Origin of the sequence: Streptomyces albospinus (assembly GCF_014648695.1) — a bacterium.
GTDB lineage: Bacteria > Actinomycetota > Actinomycetes > Streptomycetales > Streptomycetaceae > Streptomyces > Streptomyces albospinus.
Window position 1 is genome coordinate 124,353 of record NZ_BMRP01000021.1, and the last position, 20,753, is coordinate 145,105.

Below are 20,753 nucleotides of genomic sequence, written 5' to 3' on the forward strand. Positions count from 1 at the left end.
GTACCAGCCAATCGTGCGGAGGGTGAAAGCGAAGGTGAAGGCGAAAGCGAAAGCGAAGGTGAAGGCGAAGGTGGGGGAGCGGGCCTGGTGGGTGGCCCGCGGCGCTGCGGTGGTGCCCTAGTGGGTGGGATCGGTGGCGGCCAGGAGGGCTTCCACGGCCCGTTTGGGCTTCTCCAGGAGTTCGCGGGTGGCGCGTTCCGCGGCATCGGGGTCGCCGTGGGCGATCGCGTCCAGGACGGCGCGGTGGTCACCGTGCAGGATCCTCGGCATCGCCTGGTCGTCGAGGGCGGTGACCAGGGCCTCGCGGACCGAGCTGCTGAACCACGCGTACGTCGCCGTCAGCGCGGTGTTGTGGGCGGCCTCGACGACAGCCCGGTGGAAGGCGACGTCGTGATCGGCGTAGAGCTCCAGACTGCCGGAGCGGGGGTGCCCGTCGGCGCCCTCCAGTTCGGCCTGGGCGTCCAGGGCGGCCCGCATCCGCTCCAGGTCGGCGGGCTCGTGCCGTAGTGCGGCCAGGCGGGCGGCCTCGGCTTCCAGGGCGATGCGCAGTTCGAGTACGTCGCGGATGCCGGCCCGCTGGACGCCGCGCATGATCTCGGCGGGATCCGCGGTGGAGACGACGAAGGTGCCCTCGCCCTGACGGGAGCGCAGCATGCCGGCGTGAACGAGGACCCGGATGGCCTCGCGGACGGTGTTGCGGCCGACCTGGAGCTGTTCGGCGAGGGCGTGCTCGGTGGGGATGCGGGTCCCCACCGTCCATTCCCCGGCGGCCAGTTGGGAGCGCAGGGCTTCGACGACGGTGTCGACGAGGGACTGCCGTCCGGCTGCCTGGAGTGCCATGCCGCTGTCCTGCTTCCTGCCGTGCCGTCGGCGTGGCGTTGTTACGTCGTGGTCGCTCGCCGCCGTAGTCGTTCGTCGGCGCGGCGCGGCGCGGCGCCGTCGTGTCGACGACGCGACGCACTTGTCGTGGGCGTGGGCTCGGTTGTCGCCCGGGCCGGTTGCCCAGTCATCCTACAACTGATGGTTTCAGTGTACATGGATGCCTGTGCATGGGTGCATGCAGATGGACGCCTGTGCGTGGATGGCTGAGTGTGGATGCCTGCGTGGGGGCGCGCGTACGCCGACGCCCCCACGGCCGACGCCCCCACTGGAGCCAGAGGGGGCGGACGGAACGCGGAGCAGAGGAAGAGCGACCGGGACCGGGACCGAGGCCGGAAGAGGGGGCGGGGGCGGGGGCGGGGGAGGGACAGGGGGAGGAGGGGGATGGTGAGGATCCCCCTCCTCCCCCTCTCCCGGTCCTGAAGCCCGACTCCCGGTCTGGAAGCCCGACTCCCGCTCCTGGAGACCGATGTCGCGCTGCTGGAGCCCGACTCCCGCTCGTGGAGACCGATGTCGCGCTGCTGGAGCCCGGCTTACGTCCCTCAGAGGCCGATGTCGCGTTCCTGGATGTCCGCCAGTGATTCGCGGCGGACGAGCAGTCGGGCGTGGCCTGCCGTGACGGCGACGACCGGGGGGCGGCCGACGAGGTTGTAGCCGGAGGCCATGGAGAGGTGGTAGGCGCCGGCCACGGGGACGGCGAGCAGGTCGCCGGGGCGGATGTCGCCGGGGAGGTGGACGTCGGAGGCCAGCACGTCGCCCGCCTCGCAGTGGCGCCCGACGACGGTGACCGGTTCGGTCGCGGTGGCCGAGCGGCGGCCGACCAGCCGGGGCGCGTAGCGCACCCCGTAGAGCGCGGGCCGCGGGTTGTCGCTCATCCCGCCGTCCACCGCCACGAAGGTGTGCGAGCCGGTCCGTTTGACGGAGAGCACGCGGTAGAGGACGACTCCGGCCGGGCCGGCGATCGCCCGGCCGGGTTCGACGGCGAGCCGGGGCACCGGCAGGCCGGCCGCCGCACAGCCGCCGGCGAGTTCGGCGCGGATCTTGGTGGCGAGTCCGGTGAGGTCGAGGGCGGCCTCTCCGGGGCGGTACGCGACGCCGTGGCCACCGCCCAGGTCCAGTTCGGGGAGCGTGATGCCGTGCTGCTCCCGGATGCGGGCCAGCAGGCCGACCAGCCGCCGCACGGCCGAGAGGTAGGGCTTGACGGTGGTGATCTGCGAGCCCAAGTGGCAGTGCAGGCCGACCAGTTCGAGGCGCGGCTGGCTCAGTACGCGGGTGATGGCGTGCTGTGCGGAGCCGTCGGCGATGGAGAGTCCGAACTTCTGGTCCTCGGTCCCCGTACGGATCTTGGCGTGGCCGCCCGCGGCGATCCCCGGGACGACCCGGATCAGCACCTTCTGCCGCGTCCCGGCCGGGACCGCGGCGGCCAGCCGGGCGATCTCCGAGGTGCTGTCGATCACTATCCGGCCGACGCCGAGTCGCAGCGCGGCCCGCAGGTCGGCGGGGCTCTTGGCGTTGCCGTGCAGCACGATCCGCTCGGGCGGGAACCCGGTGGTGACGGCCAGTTCCAGTTCGCCCGCGGAGCAGACGTCCAGGCCCAGCCCCTCCTCCGCCACCCAGTGCGCCATGGCGCGGCACAGGAACGCCTTGGCCGCGTAGTAGACATCGGCGTCGGGGAAGGCCCGGAGGTAGGCGCGGCAGCGGTTGCGCACCTCGTCCTCGTCCAGGACGTAGGTGGGGGTGCCGAAGCGGTCGGCGAGTTCGGTCAGCGGGACGCCGCCGAGGGCGAGGTCGTCCTGGGAGAGGGGGACGACGGACGCGGGCCAGATGGCGAGCGGGTCGGCGGCGCCGGTGGCGCGGGCGGCGGTGCGCGGCCCGGGGGCCTGGGGTGCCGCGCCGGATACCGGATCGGTCCGGGGCACCTCGGTCTGGGGCAGTGTGCTGTGGCTCATGGTGGGGGTGCCCCTTCCTCAGACGGCCCGTAGGTGGTGCCTGCGGGAAACTTCGGGGGCGAACCGCGGATCGACGGTCACGATCGCCGCCCCGACGGGCTCGGCCAGCGCGCGCAGCGCGGCCTCGGAGAGTCGTACCCAGGGCTGTCCGCCGCCGAGGGCCTCGGCCAGCCGCTGTGGTGAGGTGAAGCCGACGGCGGTCCGGCCGCCGAGCGGGGTGCGGAACAGGCGGGTCGTGCAGCCCGCGGGTCCCGGCCGGACGGGGACGAAGAGAGGTCCGGCCGGGACATGATCAGAAGGCTCGGGGTCTTCCGCGTAGAGATGGTGGGACACGGCGTTGCTCCTCGACGGGACGGCCCCGGACCGGTGGAAAACGCGTACGCCGGGGCTCGTCACAGACGCTATGCCCGGTCGTCCGGGCAGAGCGCCGCCCGCTGACGCATCATTGACGGCTTGTCTACGTCACTTGACGCGATGCTGCCGCCGGTGGCCGATGCACGGACCTGAGTGGCGCATTCCGGTCGCCGAGCGGTGAACGGGGGTGGGCGGAGCGTAGCCGGAGCGCCCGGCCCGGGACGGGCTCGGGAACGGCCCTGGGCCGGCCCTGGGAGCGGTCAGCCGATCGTGGTCCACCGCCGCTGATCTTGACGCCGGTAACGCGTCCCCCGGACCGCGACACCGTCCCCCATCCCCATCCCCATTCCCATTCCCATCCCCATTCCCATCCCCATTCCCGTCCCCATTCCCGTCCCCGTCCCCGTCCCTGCCCTCGACCCCGTCGCTCCGCGGCCCTCGTGGCGGGTGCCGCCATCCGCCACCCGCCCTTGACCTTGACACTGTGGAAAGCACTCCACTGGAAGGCGTCATGTTCACCATCGGAGACTTCGCCAGGTACGGCCGTGTCTCGGCCCGCATGCTGCGTCATTACGACGCGATCGGGCTGCTGCGCCCGGCCCGTACGGACCCCGTCAGCGGCTACCGCTTCTACGAGGCGGCCCAACTCGCCCGACTCAACCGCATCATCGCGCTCAAGGATCTCGGCTTCAGCCTCCAGCAGGTGGCGGCGATCCTGGACGAGCAGGTGAGTGTGCCGGAGCTTCGCGGCATGCTGCGGCTGCGGCAGGCGGAGCTGGCGGCGGCGCGGGCCGCGGCCGGCGCGCGGCTGGCGCAGGTCGAGGCGAGGCTCCGGACGATCGAGAGTGAGGGACACATGTCCGCCGACGACGTGGTGCTCAAGCGCACCGAAACGGTCCTGCTCGCGGAGCTGAGCGGGATCGCCGCCGGCTACGGCCCGCAGGACATCGGCCCGGTGATCACGCCGCTGTACGAGCAGCTGTGCCGCCGGCTGGAGGCGTCCGGGGTGACGCCCTCGGGGCCGGGCCTGGCGTACTACGAGGACGCCCCGGACACACCGGATGCCCCGGACGCTCGGGACGTCCCTGACGGGCAGCGCGGCGGCAGCGGTGAGGGGGAGGCCAGGGGCGAGGCGATCGTCGTGCACGCCGGGTTCGTGATCGCCCCCGAGGCGCTGGCAAAGGCCGCCCCCGGCACCGTGGTCGACGGCACGACCCGCACCCCCACCCCCGTCCCCGGCCTCGGGTTCGACGTCGTCATGCTCCCGGGCCTCGACCTCGCCGCGACCGTCGTGCACCGCGGCCCGATGAGCCGGATCATGCCGACCGCGCAGAACCTCGCGCACTGGATCGACGCCAACGGCTACCGCTCCGCCGGGTATGCCCGGGAGCTGTATCTGGAGTGCCCGGCGGACCAGGAGAAGTGGGTGACCGAGATCCAGGAGCCGGTCGTCGGGGACGGGGGCGGGCATCCGGCCTGACCACGATCGGAGCTGACTAGCTGTCAGGGACGTGCGGGCATACCGGGCGGCACGGCGGCACGGCGGCGCGGCGGCGCGGCGGCACGGAAGCGGCCATCCGGCCCGGCGCCCGCTGGGATTGACGGAACGTCAGCGTCGGAGGGGGTGTTCCCCGCCCGCCAGGCAGCGGTTCACCGTTTCCGCGAACTCCACCGCCGCGGGGCTCAGCGCCGCCCACTGCCGTACCGCCCACCCGGTCGTCAGGGGCGGCAGCGCCGGGATCGGCACCAGCCGCAGGCCGGGGTGGGCGGCGACGGCCCGGCGGCCGGGGAGTTCGGGGACGACGGCGGGGCCGACGCCGAGTTCGGCGAGCAGCAGTGCGGTGTCCCAGTCGGCGACGCTGGTGGTGCTCGGCGGCGGGACCGGGGCGGCGTCCTGGTGGCCGAGGTGGCCGTCGAGGCGCATCCGGGAGGTGGAGTTCTCCGGGAGCCGTATGAGGCGGAGGGCGGTCAGCTCGTCCGGTTCGATCCGCTCGCGGGTGGCGAGCGGGTCGTCGGCGGGCACCGCGAGCACCCAGCGCAGGCCGATCACCGGGTGCTGCTCGATGCCGCGGACGGGCCGGCCGATGGTGATCCAGGCCAGTTCGGAGCCGCCGTCCGCGACCGCCTCGAAGCAGCTGCGGCTGGAACTCTCCGTGTGGAACTCCAGGTTGACGTGCGGGCGCCGGGCGCGGAAGGCGACCACCGCGTCGGACATGAAGTGCCGGACGGTCGTGGCGCCGGTGGTGACCCGGACCGTTCCGCCGTCGCCCTCGCGCATATCGGCCAGCCGACGCAGTGCCAGGTCCAGGCCGCCGAGGCCGTCGGCGGCGGCGCGGTGCAGGATCCGGCCCGCGCCGGTCGGCGCCACCCCGCGCGGACGGCGCTCCAACAGGCCGATGCCCGCCTCCCGTTCGAGGCGCTTGATGCGCTGGCTGACGGCGGACTGGGTGCAGCCGAGGTCGCGGGCGACGGCGCTGAGGCTGCCCGCCTCGCAGACGGCCACGAAGGCGCGCAGATCGTCGAGTGTCACGCCGTCACGCTATCCCCAACCCAAGCTGCTGCTAAGGAGTTTGGAAGGAAACCCGAGGATTGACTTGGGGGTGCCGCCCCGGGACGATCGTGGCAGGACCAGGGCGGCAACCCGGAACCGTCTACGGCCGTACGGTTCCGGGTGCCGACCCGCCCCCGGGGCGGGCGTGTGCCGCGTACGCCCGCCCGGCCGGTCACGCCCCTGCCGGGGCCTTCGCGTGCGGCCGTTCGCCGGTGCCCGGTTCCCCGGCGTCGCGCTCGCCCGCGGGCCCGCCGGCCGTACGCGGTGCGCGCCGGACCACCGCGAGCACCAGCAGGCCGGTGGCCACCGCCACGACCCCGGAGAGCAGGGTGATCTCGCGCAGCCCGGAGAGGTACGCGGCGGCGGGCGTGGCGTGCCCGGGGCCGTGCAGCGCATCGCGCATCGCCTGGCCGAACACCGTCCCCAGGACCGCGATCCCGAACGCGAAGCCGAGCTGCCGGAAGGTGTTCACCGCCCCGCTCGCCATGCCGGCCCGCGCCGGCGGTGCCGCGCCGAGTGCCGCCGACACCAGTACCGGCATCGCCGCCCCGATCCCGAGCCCGCTCACCGCGAGCCCGGGAGCCAGTGCGGCCCAGCCCGCCCCGCCGCGGAGCAGTGCGACATGCAGCAGAGCGCCCGACCCGATCAGCAACAGGCCGATGCCGAGCGGGAGTTGAGGAGCCAGCCGCTGGAGGAACCGGCCGCCCAGCGCACCGACCAGGAGCGACATCAGCGCCATCGGCGTCACCGCGAGGCCCGCCTGGACCGGGCTCAGCCCCAGCACGTCCTGGGTCCACAGCCCCACGAACGTCAGGTACGGGAACGCCGCGGCCTGCATCAGCAGCGCCGCCGCCATCAGCACCGCGAACGACGGCCGGCGCAGCAGCCGCAGGTCCAGCAGCGGCTGCCGGATCCGCCGCTCGGCGACGACGAAGACGGCCAGCGCCAGCACGGCGCCCGCCAGCGAGGCCAGCGTCCCGGCCTCGGCCCAGCCGCGCTCGCCGCCGCGCATCAGCCCGTACGTCAGCAGACCCGCGCAGAGCGTGAAGGACGCGGCGCCCGGCCAGTCGATGCGCCCGCCGCGGTCGCCGTAGGACTCGCGTACGCGGCGCAGGGTGAGCCACCCGGCGACGGCGGTCAGCGGCAGGTTGACCAGGAAGATCGCCCGCCAGTCGACGTATTCGGTGAGCAGCCCGCCCAGGACGGGCCCGACGGCCGCCGCGGCCCCGCTGGTGCCGCCCCAGACGCCGAACGCGACACCGCGGTCCCGGCCCTGGTAAGCGGCCATCAGCAGCGGGGTGTTGGTGGCGAACATCGCCGCCGCGCCGATGCCCTGGACGGCGCGCGAGGCGATCAGTACGTCCGCGCCGGGCGCCAGCCCGCAGGCCAGCGAGGCGAGGGCGAAGAGCACCAGCCCGGCCACGTACAGCCGGCGCCGCCCGAAGAGGTCGGCCGCCGAGCCCGCCACCATCAGCAGCGCGGCCAGCGCCAGCGCGTAGCTGTCCATCACCCACTGGAGGGAGGTGAAGGAGGCGCCCAGGCCGTCGGATATCCGGGGCAGCGCGGTGTTCACGATGGTGACATCGACGAGCAGCATGAAGTTGCCGAGGGTGATGGCGACCAGCGGCCACCACTTCCCGCTCCCGCCCGGCGCCCGGCCGGGCCCTCCGGGCCCGTTCTCGGGTGGGTACCGCATGACCATTCCTCCGTTGTCCTCGTTCCGTGGGTGCCCGGGCAGCGCGCCCGTCGCACGGCCCCACCTTCCGGTCCCGACCCCTCGTCCCCCCAGCCGGCCGGTTCCCCGCGGCGCAATCCGACACGGGTTAGCCTCCAATGGTGAAAACCGACCGAACGGGTCCCGCAGCGGACCGGAATGCGGCCGGCACCACCGCCGCCGCGGCCTTCGACGAGCTCGACCGCCGCCTGATGCACGCCCTCCAGATCGACGGCCGGGCCCCCTTCAGCCGGATCGCCGAGGTGCTCGGCGTCTCGGACCAGACCGTCGCCCGGCGCTACACCCGGCACCGCGGCTCCGGCGCGCTGCGGGTGCTGGGGCTGGCCGAGTCCCGGGCGCTGGGCGAGGTCGAGTGGCTGGTCCGGGTGCAGTGCGCGCCGGACGCCGCGCTGCCGGTGGCCCAGGCGCTGGCCCGCCGCCCGGACACCTCCTGGGTCAACCTGATGTCCGGCGGCACCGAGATCGGCGCGGTCTGCCGGGCGGCGAGCAGCGAGCACAGCGATGCGCTGCTGCTCCAGAAGCTGCCGCGCACCCCGAGCGTCGTGGGCGTCACCGCGCACTGCCTGATGCACGAGTTCTACGGCGGCCCGCAGAGCATGATCAGCAAGTCCGGTGCGCTGACGGCGGAGCAGGTCGCGGCGCTGAGCCCGGCACCGGCCCGGCGGGCGGCCGGCCCGGTGGTGCTCTCCGACGCCGACCGCCGGCTGTTCGACGTGCTCGCCCGGGACGGCCGTGCCCCGCTCGCCGAACTCGCCACCGCCACCGGCTGGTCGCCCACCACCGTCCGCCGCCGCCTCGAAGCGCTGCGCGCCGACGGTGTGCTGTATTACGACGTCGACTACGACCTCCGGCAGTGCGGATACGGGGTGATGGTCGCTCTCTGGCTGTCCGTCGCGCCCGCCGAACTCGCCGCCACCGGCGAGGCGTTGGCGGCCCACCCCGAGGTCGCCTTCGCCGGTGCCACCACCGGGCCGCACAACCTCTTCGCGTCCGTGCTGTGCCGGGACACCGGCGAGCTCTACCGCTATCTGACGACCCGGGTGGCGGCGCTGCCCGGCGTACGGACGATGGAGAGCGCGCCGAGTATCCGGCACGTCAAGGGGGCGGGCCCGTTCCTCGCCACCGCGTCGACCGTGCTCGCCGCAAGGAGCCGCCGATGAGCCCGCCGCCGGTCGGTGTCCTGCTGAGACGGGCGAGGGACGGGGTGCTCGACTGGGTGCGGTCGACGCCCGGCACCCACATCTGGCTGCTGATCATCGGCATCACCAGCCTGGTCATCGCCTCCGCCTCCGCGGGCCTGGAGCAGTTCCTGCTGCACCGCAACAGCAGCAACATCCACGAGCTGAACGAGCATCCGATCCCCGCGCTCCTGATCAGCGGCTTCTGGATCGAGCGGCCGGGGTCGTTCCTGCTCTACGCGGTGATGTTCGAGCTGGTGCATGCCAACGTCGAGCGCTGGATGGGGAGTTGGCGGTGGCTGCTGACGGTCGGCGCGGCCCATGTCGCCGCCACCCTGGCCAGCCAGGAGCTCGTCCTGCTCGCCATCGAGGGCCACCAGCTGCCGCGCTCGATGACCCATGTCGTGGACATCGGCGTCTCCTACGGGCTGGCCGCCGCCGCAGGAGTGCTGACGTACCGGCTGCCGTCGCCGTGGCGTTACGGCTACCTCGTCGGCGTGCTGCTCTTCTTCGGCATTCCGCTGCTGACCGGTGCGACCTTCACCGACTTCGGCCACGCCATAGCGCTGACCATGGGATTCGCCTGCTGGCCGCTGACCCCGGCGGCGCGCGGCCAGGCGCCGGCCGAGGAGCTGCCGCCGCCCGGGGCGCGTCAGGAGTAGAGCCGCTCCAGCACCACCGCGACCCCGTCGTCCTCGTTGGACGCGGTGATCTCGTCGGCGACGGCCTTCAGTTCGTCATGGGCGTTGGCCATCGCGACGCCGTGGGCGGACCAGGCGAACATGGAGATGTCGTTGGGCATGTCGCCGAAGGCCAGCGTCTCCTTGGCGGTGATGCCCAGCCGGCGGGCGGCCAGCGACAGCCCGGTGGCCTTCGACAGGCCCAGCGGCAGCAGCTCGACGATGCCGGGACCGGCCACCGTCACGCCGATCAGGTCCCCGGCCACCTGGCGCGCGGCCAGCGCCAGCGCGTCGTCGTCCAGCGTCGGGTGCTGGACGTAGAGCTTGTTGAGCGGGGCCGCCCACAGCTCGCCCGGGTCCTTCATCAGGACGCTGGGCAGCGGGCCTTCCTGGACGCGGTAGCCGGGGCCGACCAGCACATCGCCGGACAGGCCGTCCCGGCTCGCCGCGACGAAGAGCGGGCCCACCTCGGCCTCGATCTTGGACAGCGCGAGACCGGCCAGCTGGCGGTCCAGGGTCACCGACGTCAGCAGCCGCTGCTCGCCGGCGTGGTAGACCTGCGCGCCCTGCCCGCATACCGCGAGGCCCTGGTAGTCGAGGGCGTCGAGGACGTGCCGGGTCCAGGGCACCGCCCGGCCGGTGACGACGATGTGCGCCGCGCCGGCCGCGGTGGCCGCGGCGAGCGCCCGGCGGGTGCGCTCGGAGACGGTCTCGTCGTGGCGCAGCAGCGTCCCGTCGAGGTCCGTCGCGATGAGCTTGTACGGCAGCGGCGAGCCCGCCGCAGCTGAGGAACTCACTTGGCGACGGGCTCCAGCACCTCACGGCCGCCCAGGTACGGGCGGAGCATCTCGGGGACGCGGACCGAACCGTCCGGCAGCTGGTGGTTCTCGAAGATCGCCACAATGGTGCGCGGTACGGCGCAGAGCGTGCCGTTCAGCGTCGCCAGCGGCTTGACCTTCTGCTTGCCGTCGACGGTCTCGCGCATCCGGACCGAGAGGCGGCGGGCCTGGAACTCGTCGCAGTTCGACGCCGAGGTCAGCTCGCGGTACTTGCCCTGGGTCGGGATCCACGCCTCGCAGTCGAACTTGCGGGAGGCCGAGGCGCCCAGGTCGCCGGTGGCGACGTCGATCACCTGGAACGGCAGCTCCAGGCCCGTCAGCCACTGCTTCTCCCAGTCCAGCAGCCGCTGGTGCTCGGCCTGTGCGTCCTCCGGCGCGACGTACGAGAACATCTCGACCTTGTCGAACTGGTGGACCCGGAAGATGCCCCGGGTGTCCTTGCCGTACGTGCCGGCCTCGCGGCGGAAGCACGGCGAGAAACCGGCGTAGCGCAGCGGCAGCTGCTCCGCGTCGACGATCTCGTCCATGTGATACGCGGCGAGCGGGACCTCGGAGGTGCCGACCAGATAGAAGTCGTCGCGCTCCAGGTGGTAGACGTTCTCGGCGGCCTGGCCGAGGAAGCCGGTGCCCTCCATGGCGCGCGGGCGCACCAGGGCGGGGGTCAGCATCGGCGTGAAGCCGGCCTCGGTGGCCTGCGCGATGGCGGCGTTGACCAGCGCGAGCTCCAGCAGGGCGCCGACGCCGGTGAGGTAGTAGAAGCGCGAGCCGGACACCTTGGCGCCGCGCTCGACGTCGATCGCGCCGAGCAGTTCGCCGAGCTCCAGGTGGTCCTTGGGCGCAAAGCCCTCGGCGGCGAAGTCGCGGATGGTGCCGTGCGTCTCCAGGACCGTGAAGTCCTCCTCGCCGCCCACCGGGACGTCGGGGTGGACGATGTTGCCGAGCTTCAGCAGCAGCGCCTGGGTCTCTTCCTTGGCCTCGTCCTGCTCGGCGTCGGCGGCCTTCACCGCGGCGGCCAGTTCGCCGGCCTTCTTCAGCAGCTCGGCCTTCTCGTCGGCGCCGGCCTTGGGGATGAGCTTGCCGAGCGCCTTCTGCTCGGAGCGCAGCTCGTCGAAGCGGACGCCGGACGACCTGCGCCGCTCGTCGGCGGAGAGCAGTGCGTCGACGAGCGCGACGTCCTCTCCACGGGCGCGCTGAGAGGCGCGCACACGGTCGGGGTCCTCACGAAGCAGGCGAAGGTCAATCACCCCACCAGGCTACCGGGGCCGGGAGCCGGCACTCGACGGGATATTCCCCGGCGAGGCAGTTTGTCCGTTTTGGGGTTATTTATTCCATGGGTGGGAATCGTGCTCCCGGGGCCGCTCGGGGCGTCTGTGTAACGCATCGTAAGGCCCTGCGGAATTCCCGGGCATTCTCCGAAATGGGGCATTCGTGACGGGGGGCGGGGTGTCGCCCATGGCTTGCCCCCTGGGTTGTCCACAGGGTCGGGGGGCTCGGGGATTTTTATCCACAGGCTGTGCGTGGGATCTGTGGAAGCCGGAATGGATCATTCTGCACCCGAAATGGTCGGCTATGGATTCTCGGCCCAAACCTCGTTCACGCACTCTTTCGTGTGGGATTACCTCGCTCTAAAGGATTGATCACGAGAATTGCGCTGACGCGGCCGAGGGTGATCCACTGTGGGCGGCTGTGGACGGGTGTGAGGTCGCTAGGCCGATATGTCGACTCTGTCCGAGTCTTGTGTCGACTTACCCACAGGTCGAGAAGCGAGCCTGTGGATAACTTTGTGGACAACCACAGAGGGCGGTCGGACCGGAAAACGGAGGCATCGCCGCGGCCCCGGCAAAGCCGCAGGTCGCAGCGCGTGATGTGCGGGGGAAGGCGACCGGTCAGGCCCGGCCGTCGAGGCAGCGGGTCAGCCAGTCCGACGCCTCGGTGAATGCCGAGTCGGTCATCTGCGGCCGGACGCTCGCGGTCACCTCGTCCGCGCGCGGGTATGAGCCCAGGAACCGTACGTCGCGGCAGATCCGCTTGAGGCCCATGAGGACGTCGCCCACCCGGCGATCGGTGATATGGCCCTCGCAGTCCACGGAGAAGCAGTAGCGGCCGATGCCCTCGCCGGTCGGCCGGGACTCGATGCGCATCATGTTGACCCCGCGGACCGCGTACTCCTGGAGCAGCTCCAGCAGCGCGCCGGGGTGGTCCTCGGCCAGCCACAGCACGACCGAGGTCTTGTCCGCGCCGGTGGGTGCCGCGGGGCGTGCCGGGCGGCCGACCAGGACGAACCGGGTGGCGGCGTTCTGCGCGTCGTGGATGTCGGTGACCAGCGGTTCGAGCCCGTACGTCGCCGCCGCGAACTCACCGGCGAACGCGCCGTCGTAGCGGCCCTCCTGCACCAGCCGGGCGCCGTCGGCGTTGGAGGCCGCCGACTCCCAGACGGATTCCGGGAGTTGGGCCGCGAGCCACTTGCGGACCTGGGGCTGGGCGACCGGGTGCCCGGTCACCGTCTTCACATCGGTCAGCGCCGTACCGGGGCGCACGAGGAGGGCGAAGGCGATCGGGAGCAGCACCTCGCGGTAGATCATCAGCGGTTCGCCGGCGGAGAGTTCGTCGAGGGTGGTGGTCACCCCGCCCTCGACGGAGTTCTCGATCGGCACCAGCGCCGCCGCGGCCTCGCCGGCGCGCACCGCGTCCAGGGCGGCCGGCACCGACACCATCGGTACCAGCTCCCGGGTCGCCGCTTCGGGGAGGGTGCGCAGCGCGGCCTCGGTGAAGGTGCCCGCGGGGCCGAGATAGGTATAGCGACTGGCCGACATGGATGGAGGACTCCCTCGCGTCACTGCGGGGGCAACCCGCCGATCTTCTCCCTGCCCTGTCACGATACCGGCGCTCCGGACGGGGTCCCCCGGTCCGCTCACCCCTCTCAGCCCTCCAGCAGCGGCTGCGCCACGTAGGCACCCGCCTCCGGGGCCGGCGGCACCGCGTACAGGCCGCTCGCCTCGTGCCGCAGGAACGGCGAGAGCGCGTCGCCGCGGTCCAGCTTCCGCTGGATCTGGGTGAAGGCGCGCAGCGGATCGGCCTGCCAGCAGACGAAGAGCAGCCCGGCGTCCGGGGCGCCGTCGTCGCGGAACCCGTCGTGGTACGAGAACGGGCGGCGCAGCATCGCCGCGCCCTGGTTGGACGCCGGGGCGGCGATCCGGGCGTGCGCGTTGGCGGGGATGACCGGCAGGCCGTCGGCGCCGGTCGCGTCCAGGTTCATCGGGGTGGTCTCGGTGCCGCCGGTCAGCGGGGCGCCGGTGTCCTTGCGGCGCCCGATGACCCGCTCCTGTTCGCCGCGGGAGCGCTTCTCCCAGTCGTCGAGCAGCATCCGGATCCGGCGGACCACGGCGTACGAGCCGCCGCGCATCCACTCCTGCGCGGCGTCCCGCCCCACGAAGATCCGCTCGTCGAAGGTCGCGTCCGACGGCTTGGGGTTGTTGGTGCCGTCTATCTGGCCCATCAGGTTGCGGGCGGTCATGGGGTGCGCGGTGGCGCCCGGGGTGCGGTTGAAGCCGTTCATCTGCCAGCGCAGCCGCGCGGCGCCGGCCGCGTCCTTCTGGAGCGCGCGCAGCGCGTGGAAGGCGACCAGCGCGTCGTCGGCGCCGATCTGGATCCACAGGTCGCCGTCGCTGCGCTTCGGGTCCAGCGCGTCGGCGGAGAAGTCGGGCAGCGGATCGAGCTGTACGGGGCGCCGGGCGGCCAGGCCCGTACGGTCGAAGAAGCTGTGGCCGAGGCCGAAGGTGACGGTCAGCGAGGACGGGCCGGCGTCCAGCGCCACCCCGGTGTCGGCGTCCGGGGCGCGCCCCGCCATCAGCTCCTCGGCCGTCCGCGACCAGCGGCGCAGCAGCGCGGCGGCCTCCTTGCGGCCGGCCCCCGGCGCCAGGTCGAAGGCGAGCAGATGCCCGTCGGCCTGGAGCGGGGTGGTGATCCCGGCCTGCTGCCTGGTGCCGTCCTTGCGGAACGCGACCTCGGTCGACCCGATGGTGGTCAGCGCGTCCGGGGCGTCCCCGGTGGCCGCCGCGACCCCGATGGCGCCGCCGGCCCCGCCGACGACCAGCCCGGCCGCGCCCGCCGCGCCGACCGTCCCCAGGAGGCGGCGGCGCGAGAGCTCCAGGGAGGGCGCGGCACCGTCCGCGGGGGCGGCGGGCCCGGCGGGTCCGGCCTCCTGCCGGCCGTCCCGCTGCTTGCCCACGGCCTTGGTGCCGGCGGGCCGCCCGGCCTTCCCGCCGGCGGGCTGCTTGCCGGGGGTCTGCTTCCCGGCGGCCTTCTGTGCGTCCGTCTGCTTGCTCATCAGTCGATCTTCACGTTCCTGGTCTCGGTCACCTGGTCGATGTCGGAGGTCCGGACGAGCAGCGAGAGCTGCCACTGCCCCGGGACCGGCAACTGGACGCCGCTCGCGGTCCAGTGGCCCGTACTGACGTGGCGGAGGACGACCGGGAGCGGCCCCAGCTTCTTGGCACCGAGGGTGAAGGAGACCTTCACCTCGGGGACGTCCCGGGTCTTGCCCGACGGGTCGGCGACCCGCAGCCGCAGTTCGTTGCCGCTGCCGCTGCGTCCTGGGTCGAGGTCGAGGCGGGCGGTGCCCTTGCCCTGCGGGCCGCCGGTGTCGAAGGGGATGGTCAGCACGCGCGGCTGGTTGGCGTCGGCGGACTGCCCGGCGGACGCGGCCTTCACCGCCTCCTCCGTACGGGCCGGTTCGGTGGTGGTCAGCACGGTGGTCACCCCGAGCAGGACGACCGCGATCGAGGCTTCGGCGAGCACCGCCCGGCGCAGCCCCAGCCGCACCGGGTCCGCGTCGCGGATGCGCTTCGTCCGGGCGGTGGCCAACGCGGCCTGCTGGCGGGCCAGTTGGGCGGCGCGCGCGGGGTCGGCCGACGTGCCGGGCGCGGGCGCGGCGGCCGGAGCGGCCAAGGCCACGGGCACCACCTCGCGTTCGGCCTCGGCCCCGGCGTCGTTTTCCGCCTCCGCCTCCGCCTCCGCCTCCGCCTCCGCCTCCGCCTCGGCATCGGCTTCCGCCTCGGCCCCGGTTTCCGCCGCGGTTTCCGGGCCGGCGGGCCGCGCCGCTTCCCGGACCTCGCCCAGCCGCGCCGTCCACCGCCGCGACATCGCCGCGACGGCGACGAGCACCGCGACCAGGCCCACCTTGAGCAGCAGCAGCTGCCCGTACGAGGTGTCGGTCAGCGCGCGCCAGGAGCCGACCTGGCGCCACGACTGGTAGACGCCGGTGGCGACCAGCACCACCACCGAGCCGAAGGCGACCCGCGAGAAGCGGATCACCGCGCTCCGTTCGACGGCCGGGCCCCAGTACAGGGACACGACCAGGGCCGCCAGCCCGCCGAGCCAGGCGGCCACCGCGAGCAGGTGCAGGACGTCGACCGGCATCGCGACGGCGGACTGGAGCCCGGTCGAGGCGTGCTCGGCCATCGCCCAGGTCGTGGCGAGCCCGGCGGCGACCAGCACACCGCCGAGGGAGAGCCCCAACGTCAGGTCCCTGCGCCGCTTGGCGAGATCCTCGGTGCTCTCGGTGCTGTCGGCGCTGTCGGGGTCGTCGGAGGCCTCGGCCGCACCCTCTTCGCGCTCGTCGTCACCGTCGCCCCCACCACCCCCGTCGCCGTCCGGCGCGTGGGCCCGGGCGTACGCGCCGAAGAGGACCGCCACGAACAGCGCGGCGGCGGCGAGCAGCAGCAGCCGGGAGACCAGCGCGGCGCCCGGCTTGGTCAGCAGGACCTGCTGGAGGCCGGCGAAGTCGAAGACATCGGCCAGCTTGCCGGACCCGGTGTACGGGGTGCGCAGCAGCAGCATCGCGACCGTGGTGCCGGTCAGCAGCGCCCAGCCCTGGACGACCAGCCGCTGGACGGACCGCACCCGGGCGGCGGCCGGCCGGCAGGCCACCACGAAGGCGGAGCCGCCGGCCAGCAGCACGAACCCGGCGTAGGCGAGATAGCGGGCGATGCCGTACAGCGCGCCCACCAGGCCCCCGCCGGCCTCCTGTTGGGGCACCGGGGCGCTGGTCCTGGACGGCGCCCCGATGGAGAAGGTGAAGGCGCCGGAGACCGGGTGGCTGTCCGCGGAGACCGCCTGCCAGGCGACGGTGTACGTCCCGTCGGCCAGACCCGGCGGCAGCCCCGCCCCGAATTTGACGGTGCTCCCGCTGCACAGATTGCGCAGCTTGCCGCGGTCCACCCGCTTGCCCTGCGGGTCCAGTACGCGGATGGAGTCGTCGCCCATCGCGACGCCTTCGGAGAAGGTGAGCGCGACCTGCTCGGGGGCGCGGTCCACCACCGACCCCTGCGCGGGGTCGCTGCCGGTCAGCGCGGCATGCGCGAACGCCGGTGCGGCGCCCGCGAACAGCGCGCCGAACAGCGCCGCCACGACTACCAGCAGCCGCAGCGTCCCCGCGGACCGCGGGCCGGACCGCGGCGGGCCGGCCGGCCGCGGGTGCGGCCGGAAGCCGGTGAGGGCCATAGCGCTCGTTCCCTTCTCCTGGGTGCTCCTGTGGTGCGTGCGTATCAGTGCTTCGGTGTGTAACTGGTGGCCTTCACCGGGACCTGCACCGTGATCGGCGCGGCGGTGGCGAAGTGCAGCTCGATGGTGACGGTCTGGCCCTCGGCGGGCTTCTTCGACAGGCCCATGAACATCAGGTGGTTGCCGCCGGGGCCGAGCGTGAGCTCTCCGTTGGCCGGCACCGGCAGGGAGTCGACCTGCTCCATCTTGTTGCCGACCGTCTTGTGGATCGTGATGTCCTTGGACAGGTCGCTGGTGACCGAGGTGAGCTTGTCGGCGGTGCCGCCGCTGTTCTTGATCACGAAGTAGGCGCCGGCCATGCTCTGGGTGACCGGCTGCGGCATGTACGGGTCGCTGACCTTCAGCTGGGGGGCTGTGTTCCCGGTGGTCCCGCCACCGCACGCCGTCAGCGCGAGGCCGGCGGTGAGGGCGAGGGCGGCGGTCAGGGCTATGCGGCGGTTCACGGGGGTGGTGCGGCGGTTCACGGGTTCTGTCCCTTGATGATCTTCGGCAGTGCGGTGGTGTAGTTGTCGGAGGTGGCCTCCTGCATCCCCATCCAGTGGATCTTGTCGTCCTTGGGGGAGCTCAGCAGGACCTGTGCGCCGTGCGTGGAGACGACGTCGCCGTTCGCCTTCCTGACCGGCTTCTCGATCCCGATGTTCACGTCCCGGGCGGCCTTCTGGATGGTGTCGAACTTCCCGGTCAGGCCGATGAAGTCCTTGTCGATGCCGCCGAGCCACTTCTTGAGCTGGGCCGGGGTGTCGCGCTCCGGGTCGGAGGTCACGAAGACCACCCGCAGATCGCTCTGTTCGGCCTTCGGCAGCTGCTTCACCGCCACCGCGATGTTGGCCATCGTCGTCGGGCAGACGTCCGGGCAGTTGGTGTAGCCGAAGTAGATCAGCGTCGGATGGCCCTTGGTCTTCTCCAGCAGGTCGTACGGCGTGCCGTCGGTGTCGGTCAGGGTGAGGTCCGGCTTCTCCATCGGGGAGTCGAGGGTGAGGATCGGCTTGGCCGTCGTACCGCCGGAGACGACGGCGGCGGGCTGGTCCGCGTCGCCGCTCCCGCAGGCGGTCAGGGTGAGCGCGGCGGTTGCCCCGAGGGCGGACAGCAGCAGGGTTCTTCTGCGCATCGCAGATGAGGTACGCATTACAGATATATCCCGTTGGTTCCAGTTGGTCCGTTACTTCTGAATTTCGGTGCTTCTGAATCCGGGTGGATGTCGTGGGTGCCGGTGTGCACGCCGGTGCGCACACCGGTGACTGCTCCCGTACGAACGGGGGCCCGACCGGCGTGGATCGCCCGCCGGTCCGGCACCCGGTGCGGTGCGGGGTCAGGCGTTGCGGCGGCGGCCGGCGAGCACGCCGAACGCGACCCCGACGATGCCGACGACGATCCCGGCGACCGCCAGCACCCGCGCCGTGGTGTCACTGGGGGACGCGTCCGCGGCGTTCTTGGCGGTGTCGCTCTTCGCGCCGTCCTTGCCGTCGCCCGAACTCTGGCCGGAGCCGTCGGCGCCGGCCGCGGTGAGCTTGAGCACCGGCGCCGGGTTCTCCGGCTCCGGGCCGCCCGGCTTCGCCGGCTCGATCCAGCGCACGACCTCCTTGTTGTCGTACGTCTGGAGGGCCTTGAAGACCAGTTGGTCGACGTCGTTCGGCAGCTGGCCCACGGAGAGCGGGAACTGCTGGAACTGGCCGGGCTCGATGCCCTTGCCGTCCGCGGTCCAAGTGATCTTCGAGGGCGCCTCGTTGATCTTCTCGCCCTCCATCTCGATCGGCTTGGCGAGCTTGGACTTGGTGACGTCGACCTTCCAGCCGGGCACCGGCTCCGGCATCACGGACGCCAGCGGATGGTCCGTCGGCAGGGCCACCTCGACCTTGACGGTCGAGGCGTTGTCCTTCTCGTTGGGCACCTTGATGCTGACGGTGGCGAAGCCGCCCTTGGGGGCGCTGCCCGGCTGCACGGTGACATGCGCGAAGGCCGGGCCGGCGAGCAGCAGTACGGAGCCGGCGGCGATCCCGCCGAGGACGGGGAGTCGGCGGGCGATACGGCGCGCCGACGGGGTCTTGGACATGAAGAAACACTCCATGAAGTCAGGAGGAAAGGGGAAAAGGGGACGGTCGGTGTCCGGCCGGCGCGCGCCGACGCCGCGCCGGCCCGTCCTCCCCCGGTCCTCCGGGAGCGTGCTTCGCGTGGCGTCAGGCCGCGAGGGCCAGGCAGGCCGGGGCGGGCGGTCCCCGCCTGACGACACTGTGGTGGAGCGCGGCATCGCGCAGGCCGGGTTTGTCATCCCCGTACGAAAGGGGGGCGCGCAGCGCGTCGCCGTGCGCCGTGCCGAGTCCGGCGAGCAGCGCCCGTACGAGGGTGAGCGCCCAGCGCAGCGCGCCCATCAGCGCCTGCGCGGTGACCTCCCGCGCCGCCGGGGCCGACAGCCGCACCAGCCGCCACAGCGCGGCCTCGCCCCGCCGCAGCAGCCAGCCGAGCGCGAGCGCGGCGAGCAGATGCCCCAGCAGCATGGGCAGCGACGGCGCCAGGCAGTCCGACATCGTCGAACCGCCGCCCCCGCCACCGCTGGTGGCATGCCCGCCGGAGCCCGTCAGCCCGGCCGCCGTGGCCATGTCCAGGCCGCCGGGACCGAGCAGCCGCCGCGCTTCACCGGCGTCCAGCCGTCCGCCGCCGAGCCCGCACGTCATGTGCCGGGCCAGTGCGACGGCCGTCCGGTCGGAGACACCGGAGGGCGGTGCCGCCATCGGGTGCTGCCCCATCGCGAACAGCGAGTGCAGTGCCAGCTGGCCCACCGCGAGTCCGGCCGCGATCCCCGGCAGCGAGCGTTCCCGCCCGGCCAGCGGGGCCGCCACCGCGAACACCGCGGCGCAGGCCAGGCCCAGCGTCCACAGCGGAACGGCGGCGAACGAGGCGACCATGTGCCCGGCAGCGGACAGCGCGACGCAGACCGCGGTGAACACCGCGGCCCTCAGCAGCCGCAGATCGGCGGCAGCGCGCGCGGTGGGGGCGGGCGGGGCAGTCATGGCGGGCGCCATCATCCCACTGCCCTTATCCACCGCCTACGGCAGGGTTTCACCAAGTACGGCACGACCCCGCTCACGGGGGCGCCTACCGGGGCGCCGGCGGCGTCCGCCAGGGCGCGCGACGGCGCGCACGCGGCGCCTCGCCTACACCTATGCGCTCACCTTCCGCATCCGCCGAATGAGCGGTATCACGTCCCGGACATGCTTACGGACCTTGCGGCGCGGCAATAGGTATCGGTATGTCGAGCCGTGGCCAGGAGGCTGGAGCGATGAGCATCTGGTGGACCCTCCATCTGCGGCGTGAGGCCGCGAGTGTGCCGCTCGCCCGTCGTCTGCTTCTGGGCACGATGGAGACGGCCGGCGTCGACCCGGACATCTGTTACGACCTGTCGGTCGCCCTCTCCGAGGCCTGCGCGAACGCCGTCGAGCACGGCGGCGACGCCGCCACCGACGACTACCGCGTCACCGCCTACATCGACGGCGACACCTGCCGCATCGAGGTCACCGACTCCGGACCCGGCTTCCGCCGTAGCGCCCCTCCCCATACCGCGACGGACCGCGCTCTGGCGCCGGCTCCCGTCCCCACCCCCGCGCAGGCCCCCGCATACGCCGAGGACGGCCGGGGGCTTTTTCTGATCGAAGCCCTCACCGACCACGTCCAGTACCACAACCGCACGGGCAGACGCGGCGCCGTGGTCAGCTTCGACAAGATCCTCAAGTGGCGCGAGGGCGCGGCGCTTCCGATGGCGTCGTAGCCGGTCGGATCCGGGACGCTGCGGTCCTCGGCAAGCCGCTGGGGGCGGCGTACCGCTACGGATCCTGCAACTGGGGCACGGCATCGGGACTTGGTGCGGGTGAACGGAGGCGGGTGGAGGCAAGCAGCGCCACCCGCCTCCTCGCTTCCTCCGGCGGCTGTCGACTCGTAGGGAATCTAAGTGCGACACCGCGGCCCACCCGCCCACCCCCCACCCAACTACCCTGCCGAAGCGGCAGCCCAGTGTTCCGACCAGGGGACACCGTGA

General features: G+C 72.9%; 18 protein-coding genes. 4 read left to right on the top strand and 14 right to left on the bottom strand.

From position 1 onward, the window contains the following. Positions 1-117 precede the first annotated feature (117 nt). The 3 genes from IEZ17_RS26430 to IEZ17_RS26440 all read right to left on the bottom strand — a co-directional run bounded on the left by IEZ17_RS26430 (position 118) and on the right by IEZ17_RS26440 (position 3,161). The gene (locus IEZ17_RS26430; protein ID WP_189304266.1) at positions 118-840 is read right to left on the bottom strand and encodes a FadR/GntR family transcriptional regulator; all 723 of its coding nucleotides are present in this window, start codon (positions 838-840) and stop codon (positions 118-120) included. 581 nt (positions 841-1,421) lie between these two features. Continuing rightward, a complete protein-coding gene (gene lysA, locus IEZ17_RS26435) occupies positions 1,422-2,828 on the bottom strand; it encodes a diaminopimelate decarboxylase (RefSeq protein WP_229852646.1) in 1,407 nt (468 codons plus the stop codon). An 18-nt stretch (positions 2,829-2,846) separates the two neighbouring features. After that, positions 2,847-3,161, bottom strand: a complete 315-nt coding sequence (locus IEZ17_RS26440) for an SAV_915 family protein (protein ID WP_189304268.1) — start codon at positions 3,159-3,161, stop codon at positions 2,847-2,849. Positions 3,162-3,693: 532 nt separating this feature from the next. On the opposite strand from IEZ17_RS26440, the gene IEZ17_RS26445 reads away from it, so the two are divergent. Beyond that, positions 3,694-4,662, top strand: coding sequence for a MerR family transcriptional regulator (locus IEZ17_RS26445; RefSeq protein ID WP_189304269.1), 969 nt, complete (start codon positions 3,694-3,696; stop codon positions 4,660-4,662). Between the two features lie 129 nt (positions 4,663-4,791). Here IEZ17_RS26445 and IEZ17_RS26450 read toward each other — a convergent pair whose 3' ends face one another. Next, positions 4,792-5,712: a LysR family transcriptional regulator gene (locus IEZ17_RS26450; RefSeq protein ID WP_189304271.1), complete on the bottom strand. Its 921-nt coding sequence runs from the start codon at positions 5,710-5,712 to the stop codon at positions 4,792-4,794. A gap of 193 nt (positions 5,713-5,905) precedes the next feature. Beyond that, on the bottom strand, positions 5,906-7,429 hold the full coding sequence (locus tag IEZ17_RS26455) for an MFS transporter (RefSeq protein WP_229852648.1): 1,524 nt from the start codon (positions 7,427-7,429) through the stop codon (positions 5,906-5,908). Positions 7,430-7,569: 140 nt separating this feature from the next. On the opposite strand from IEZ17_RS26455, the gene IEZ17_RS26460 reads away from it, so the two are divergent. Further along, a complete protein-coding gene (locus IEZ17_RS26460) occupies positions 7,570-8,628 on the top strand; it encodes an Lrp/AsnC family transcriptional regulator (RefSeq protein WP_268249851.1) in 1,059 nt (352 codons plus the stop codon). Beyond that, positions 8,625-9,308 carry a rhomboid-like protein gene (locus IEZ17_RS26465; RefSeq protein WP_189304277.1) on the top strand — a complete coding sequence of 228 codons (684 nt, stop codon included), beginning with the start codon at positions 8,625-8,627 and terminating at the stop codon, positions 9,306-9,308. The genes IEZ17_RS26460 and IEZ17_RS26465 overlap by 4 nt, the downstream gene beginning before the upstream one ends. Here IEZ17_RS26465 and IEZ17_RS26470 read toward each other — a convergent pair. The 9 genes from IEZ17_RS26470 to IEZ17_RS26510 all read right to left on the bottom strand — a co-directional run bounded on the left by IEZ17_RS26470 (position 9,299) and on the right by IEZ17_RS26510 (position 19,731). After that, complete coding sequence (locus IEZ17_RS26470) at positions 9,299-10,123, bottom strand: HAD family hydrolase (protein ID WP_189304279.1); 825 nt, start codon at positions 10,121-10,123, stop codon at positions 9,299-9,301. The genes IEZ17_RS26465 and IEZ17_RS26470 overlap by 10 nt on opposite strands. Then, entirely contained in the window at positions 10,120-11,409 is a 1,290-nt protein-coding gene (gene serS, locus IEZ17_RS26475; protein ID WP_189304280.1) for a serine--tRNA ligase, read from the bottom strand. Before serS ends, IEZ17_RS26470 begins: the two co-directional genes overlap by 4 nt. Positions 11,410-12,051: 642 nt before the next feature. Further along, positions 12,052-12,978 (bottom strand): prephenate dehydratase, encoded by a 927-nt coding sequence (gene pheA, locus IEZ17_RS26480; protein WP_189304282.1) that lies wholly within the window; start codon positions 12,976-12,978, stop codon positions 12,052-12,054. A 107-nt stretch (positions 12,979-13,085) separates the two neighbouring features. Continuing rightward, complete coding sequence (gene efeB, locus IEZ17_RS26485) at positions 13,086-14,393, bottom strand: iron uptake transporter deferrochelatase/peroxidase subunit (RefSeq protein WP_373299944.1); 1,308 nt, start codon at positions 14,391-14,393, stop codon at positions 13,086-13,088. Positions 14,394-14,491: 98 nt separating this feature from the next. Further along, positions 14,492-16,666 (bottom strand): copper resistance CopC/CopD family protein, encoded by a 2,175-nt coding sequence (locus tag IEZ17_RS26490; protein ID WP_189304284.1) that lies wholly within the window; start codon positions 16,664-16,666, stop codon positions 14,492-14,494. Between the two features lie 44 nt (positions 16,667-16,710). Beyond that, positions 16,711-17,190, bottom strand: a complete 480-nt coding sequence (locus tag IEZ17_RS26495; protein WP_373299943.1) for a copper chaperone PCu(A)C — start codon at positions 17,188-17,190, stop codon at positions 16,711-16,713. Continuing rightward, entirely contained in the window at positions 17,187-17,834 is a 648-nt protein-coding gene (locus IEZ17_RS26500) for an SCO family protein (protein ID WP_189304286.1), read from the bottom strand. The genes IEZ17_RS26495 and IEZ17_RS26500 overlap by 4 nt, the downstream gene beginning before the upstream one ends. A 201-nt stretch (positions 17,835-18,035) precedes the next feature. Next, positions 18,036-18,776 (bottom strand): YcnI family copper-binding membrane protein, encoded by a 741-nt coding sequence (locus IEZ17_RS26505; RefSeq protein ID WP_229852651.1) that lies wholly within the window; start codon positions 18,774-18,776, stop codon positions 18,036-18,038. Positions 18,777-18,900: 124 nt separating this feature from the next. Further along, on the bottom strand, positions 18,901-19,731 hold the full coding sequence (locus tag IEZ17_RS26510) for a hypothetical protein (protein ID WP_189304290.1): 831 nt from the start codon (positions 19,729-19,731) through the stop codon (positions 18,901-18,903). 269 nt (positions 19,732-20,000) lie between these two features. On the opposite strand from IEZ17_RS26510, the gene IEZ17_RS26515 reads away from it, so the two are divergent. Continuing rightward, the gene (locus tag IEZ17_RS26515) at positions 20,001-20,486 is read left to right on the top strand and encodes an ATP-binding protein (RefSeq protein WP_189304291.1); all 486 of its coding nucleotides are present in this window, start codon (positions 20,001-20,003) and stop codon (positions 20,484-20,486) included. Positions 20,487-20,753: the final 267 nt, after the last annotated feature.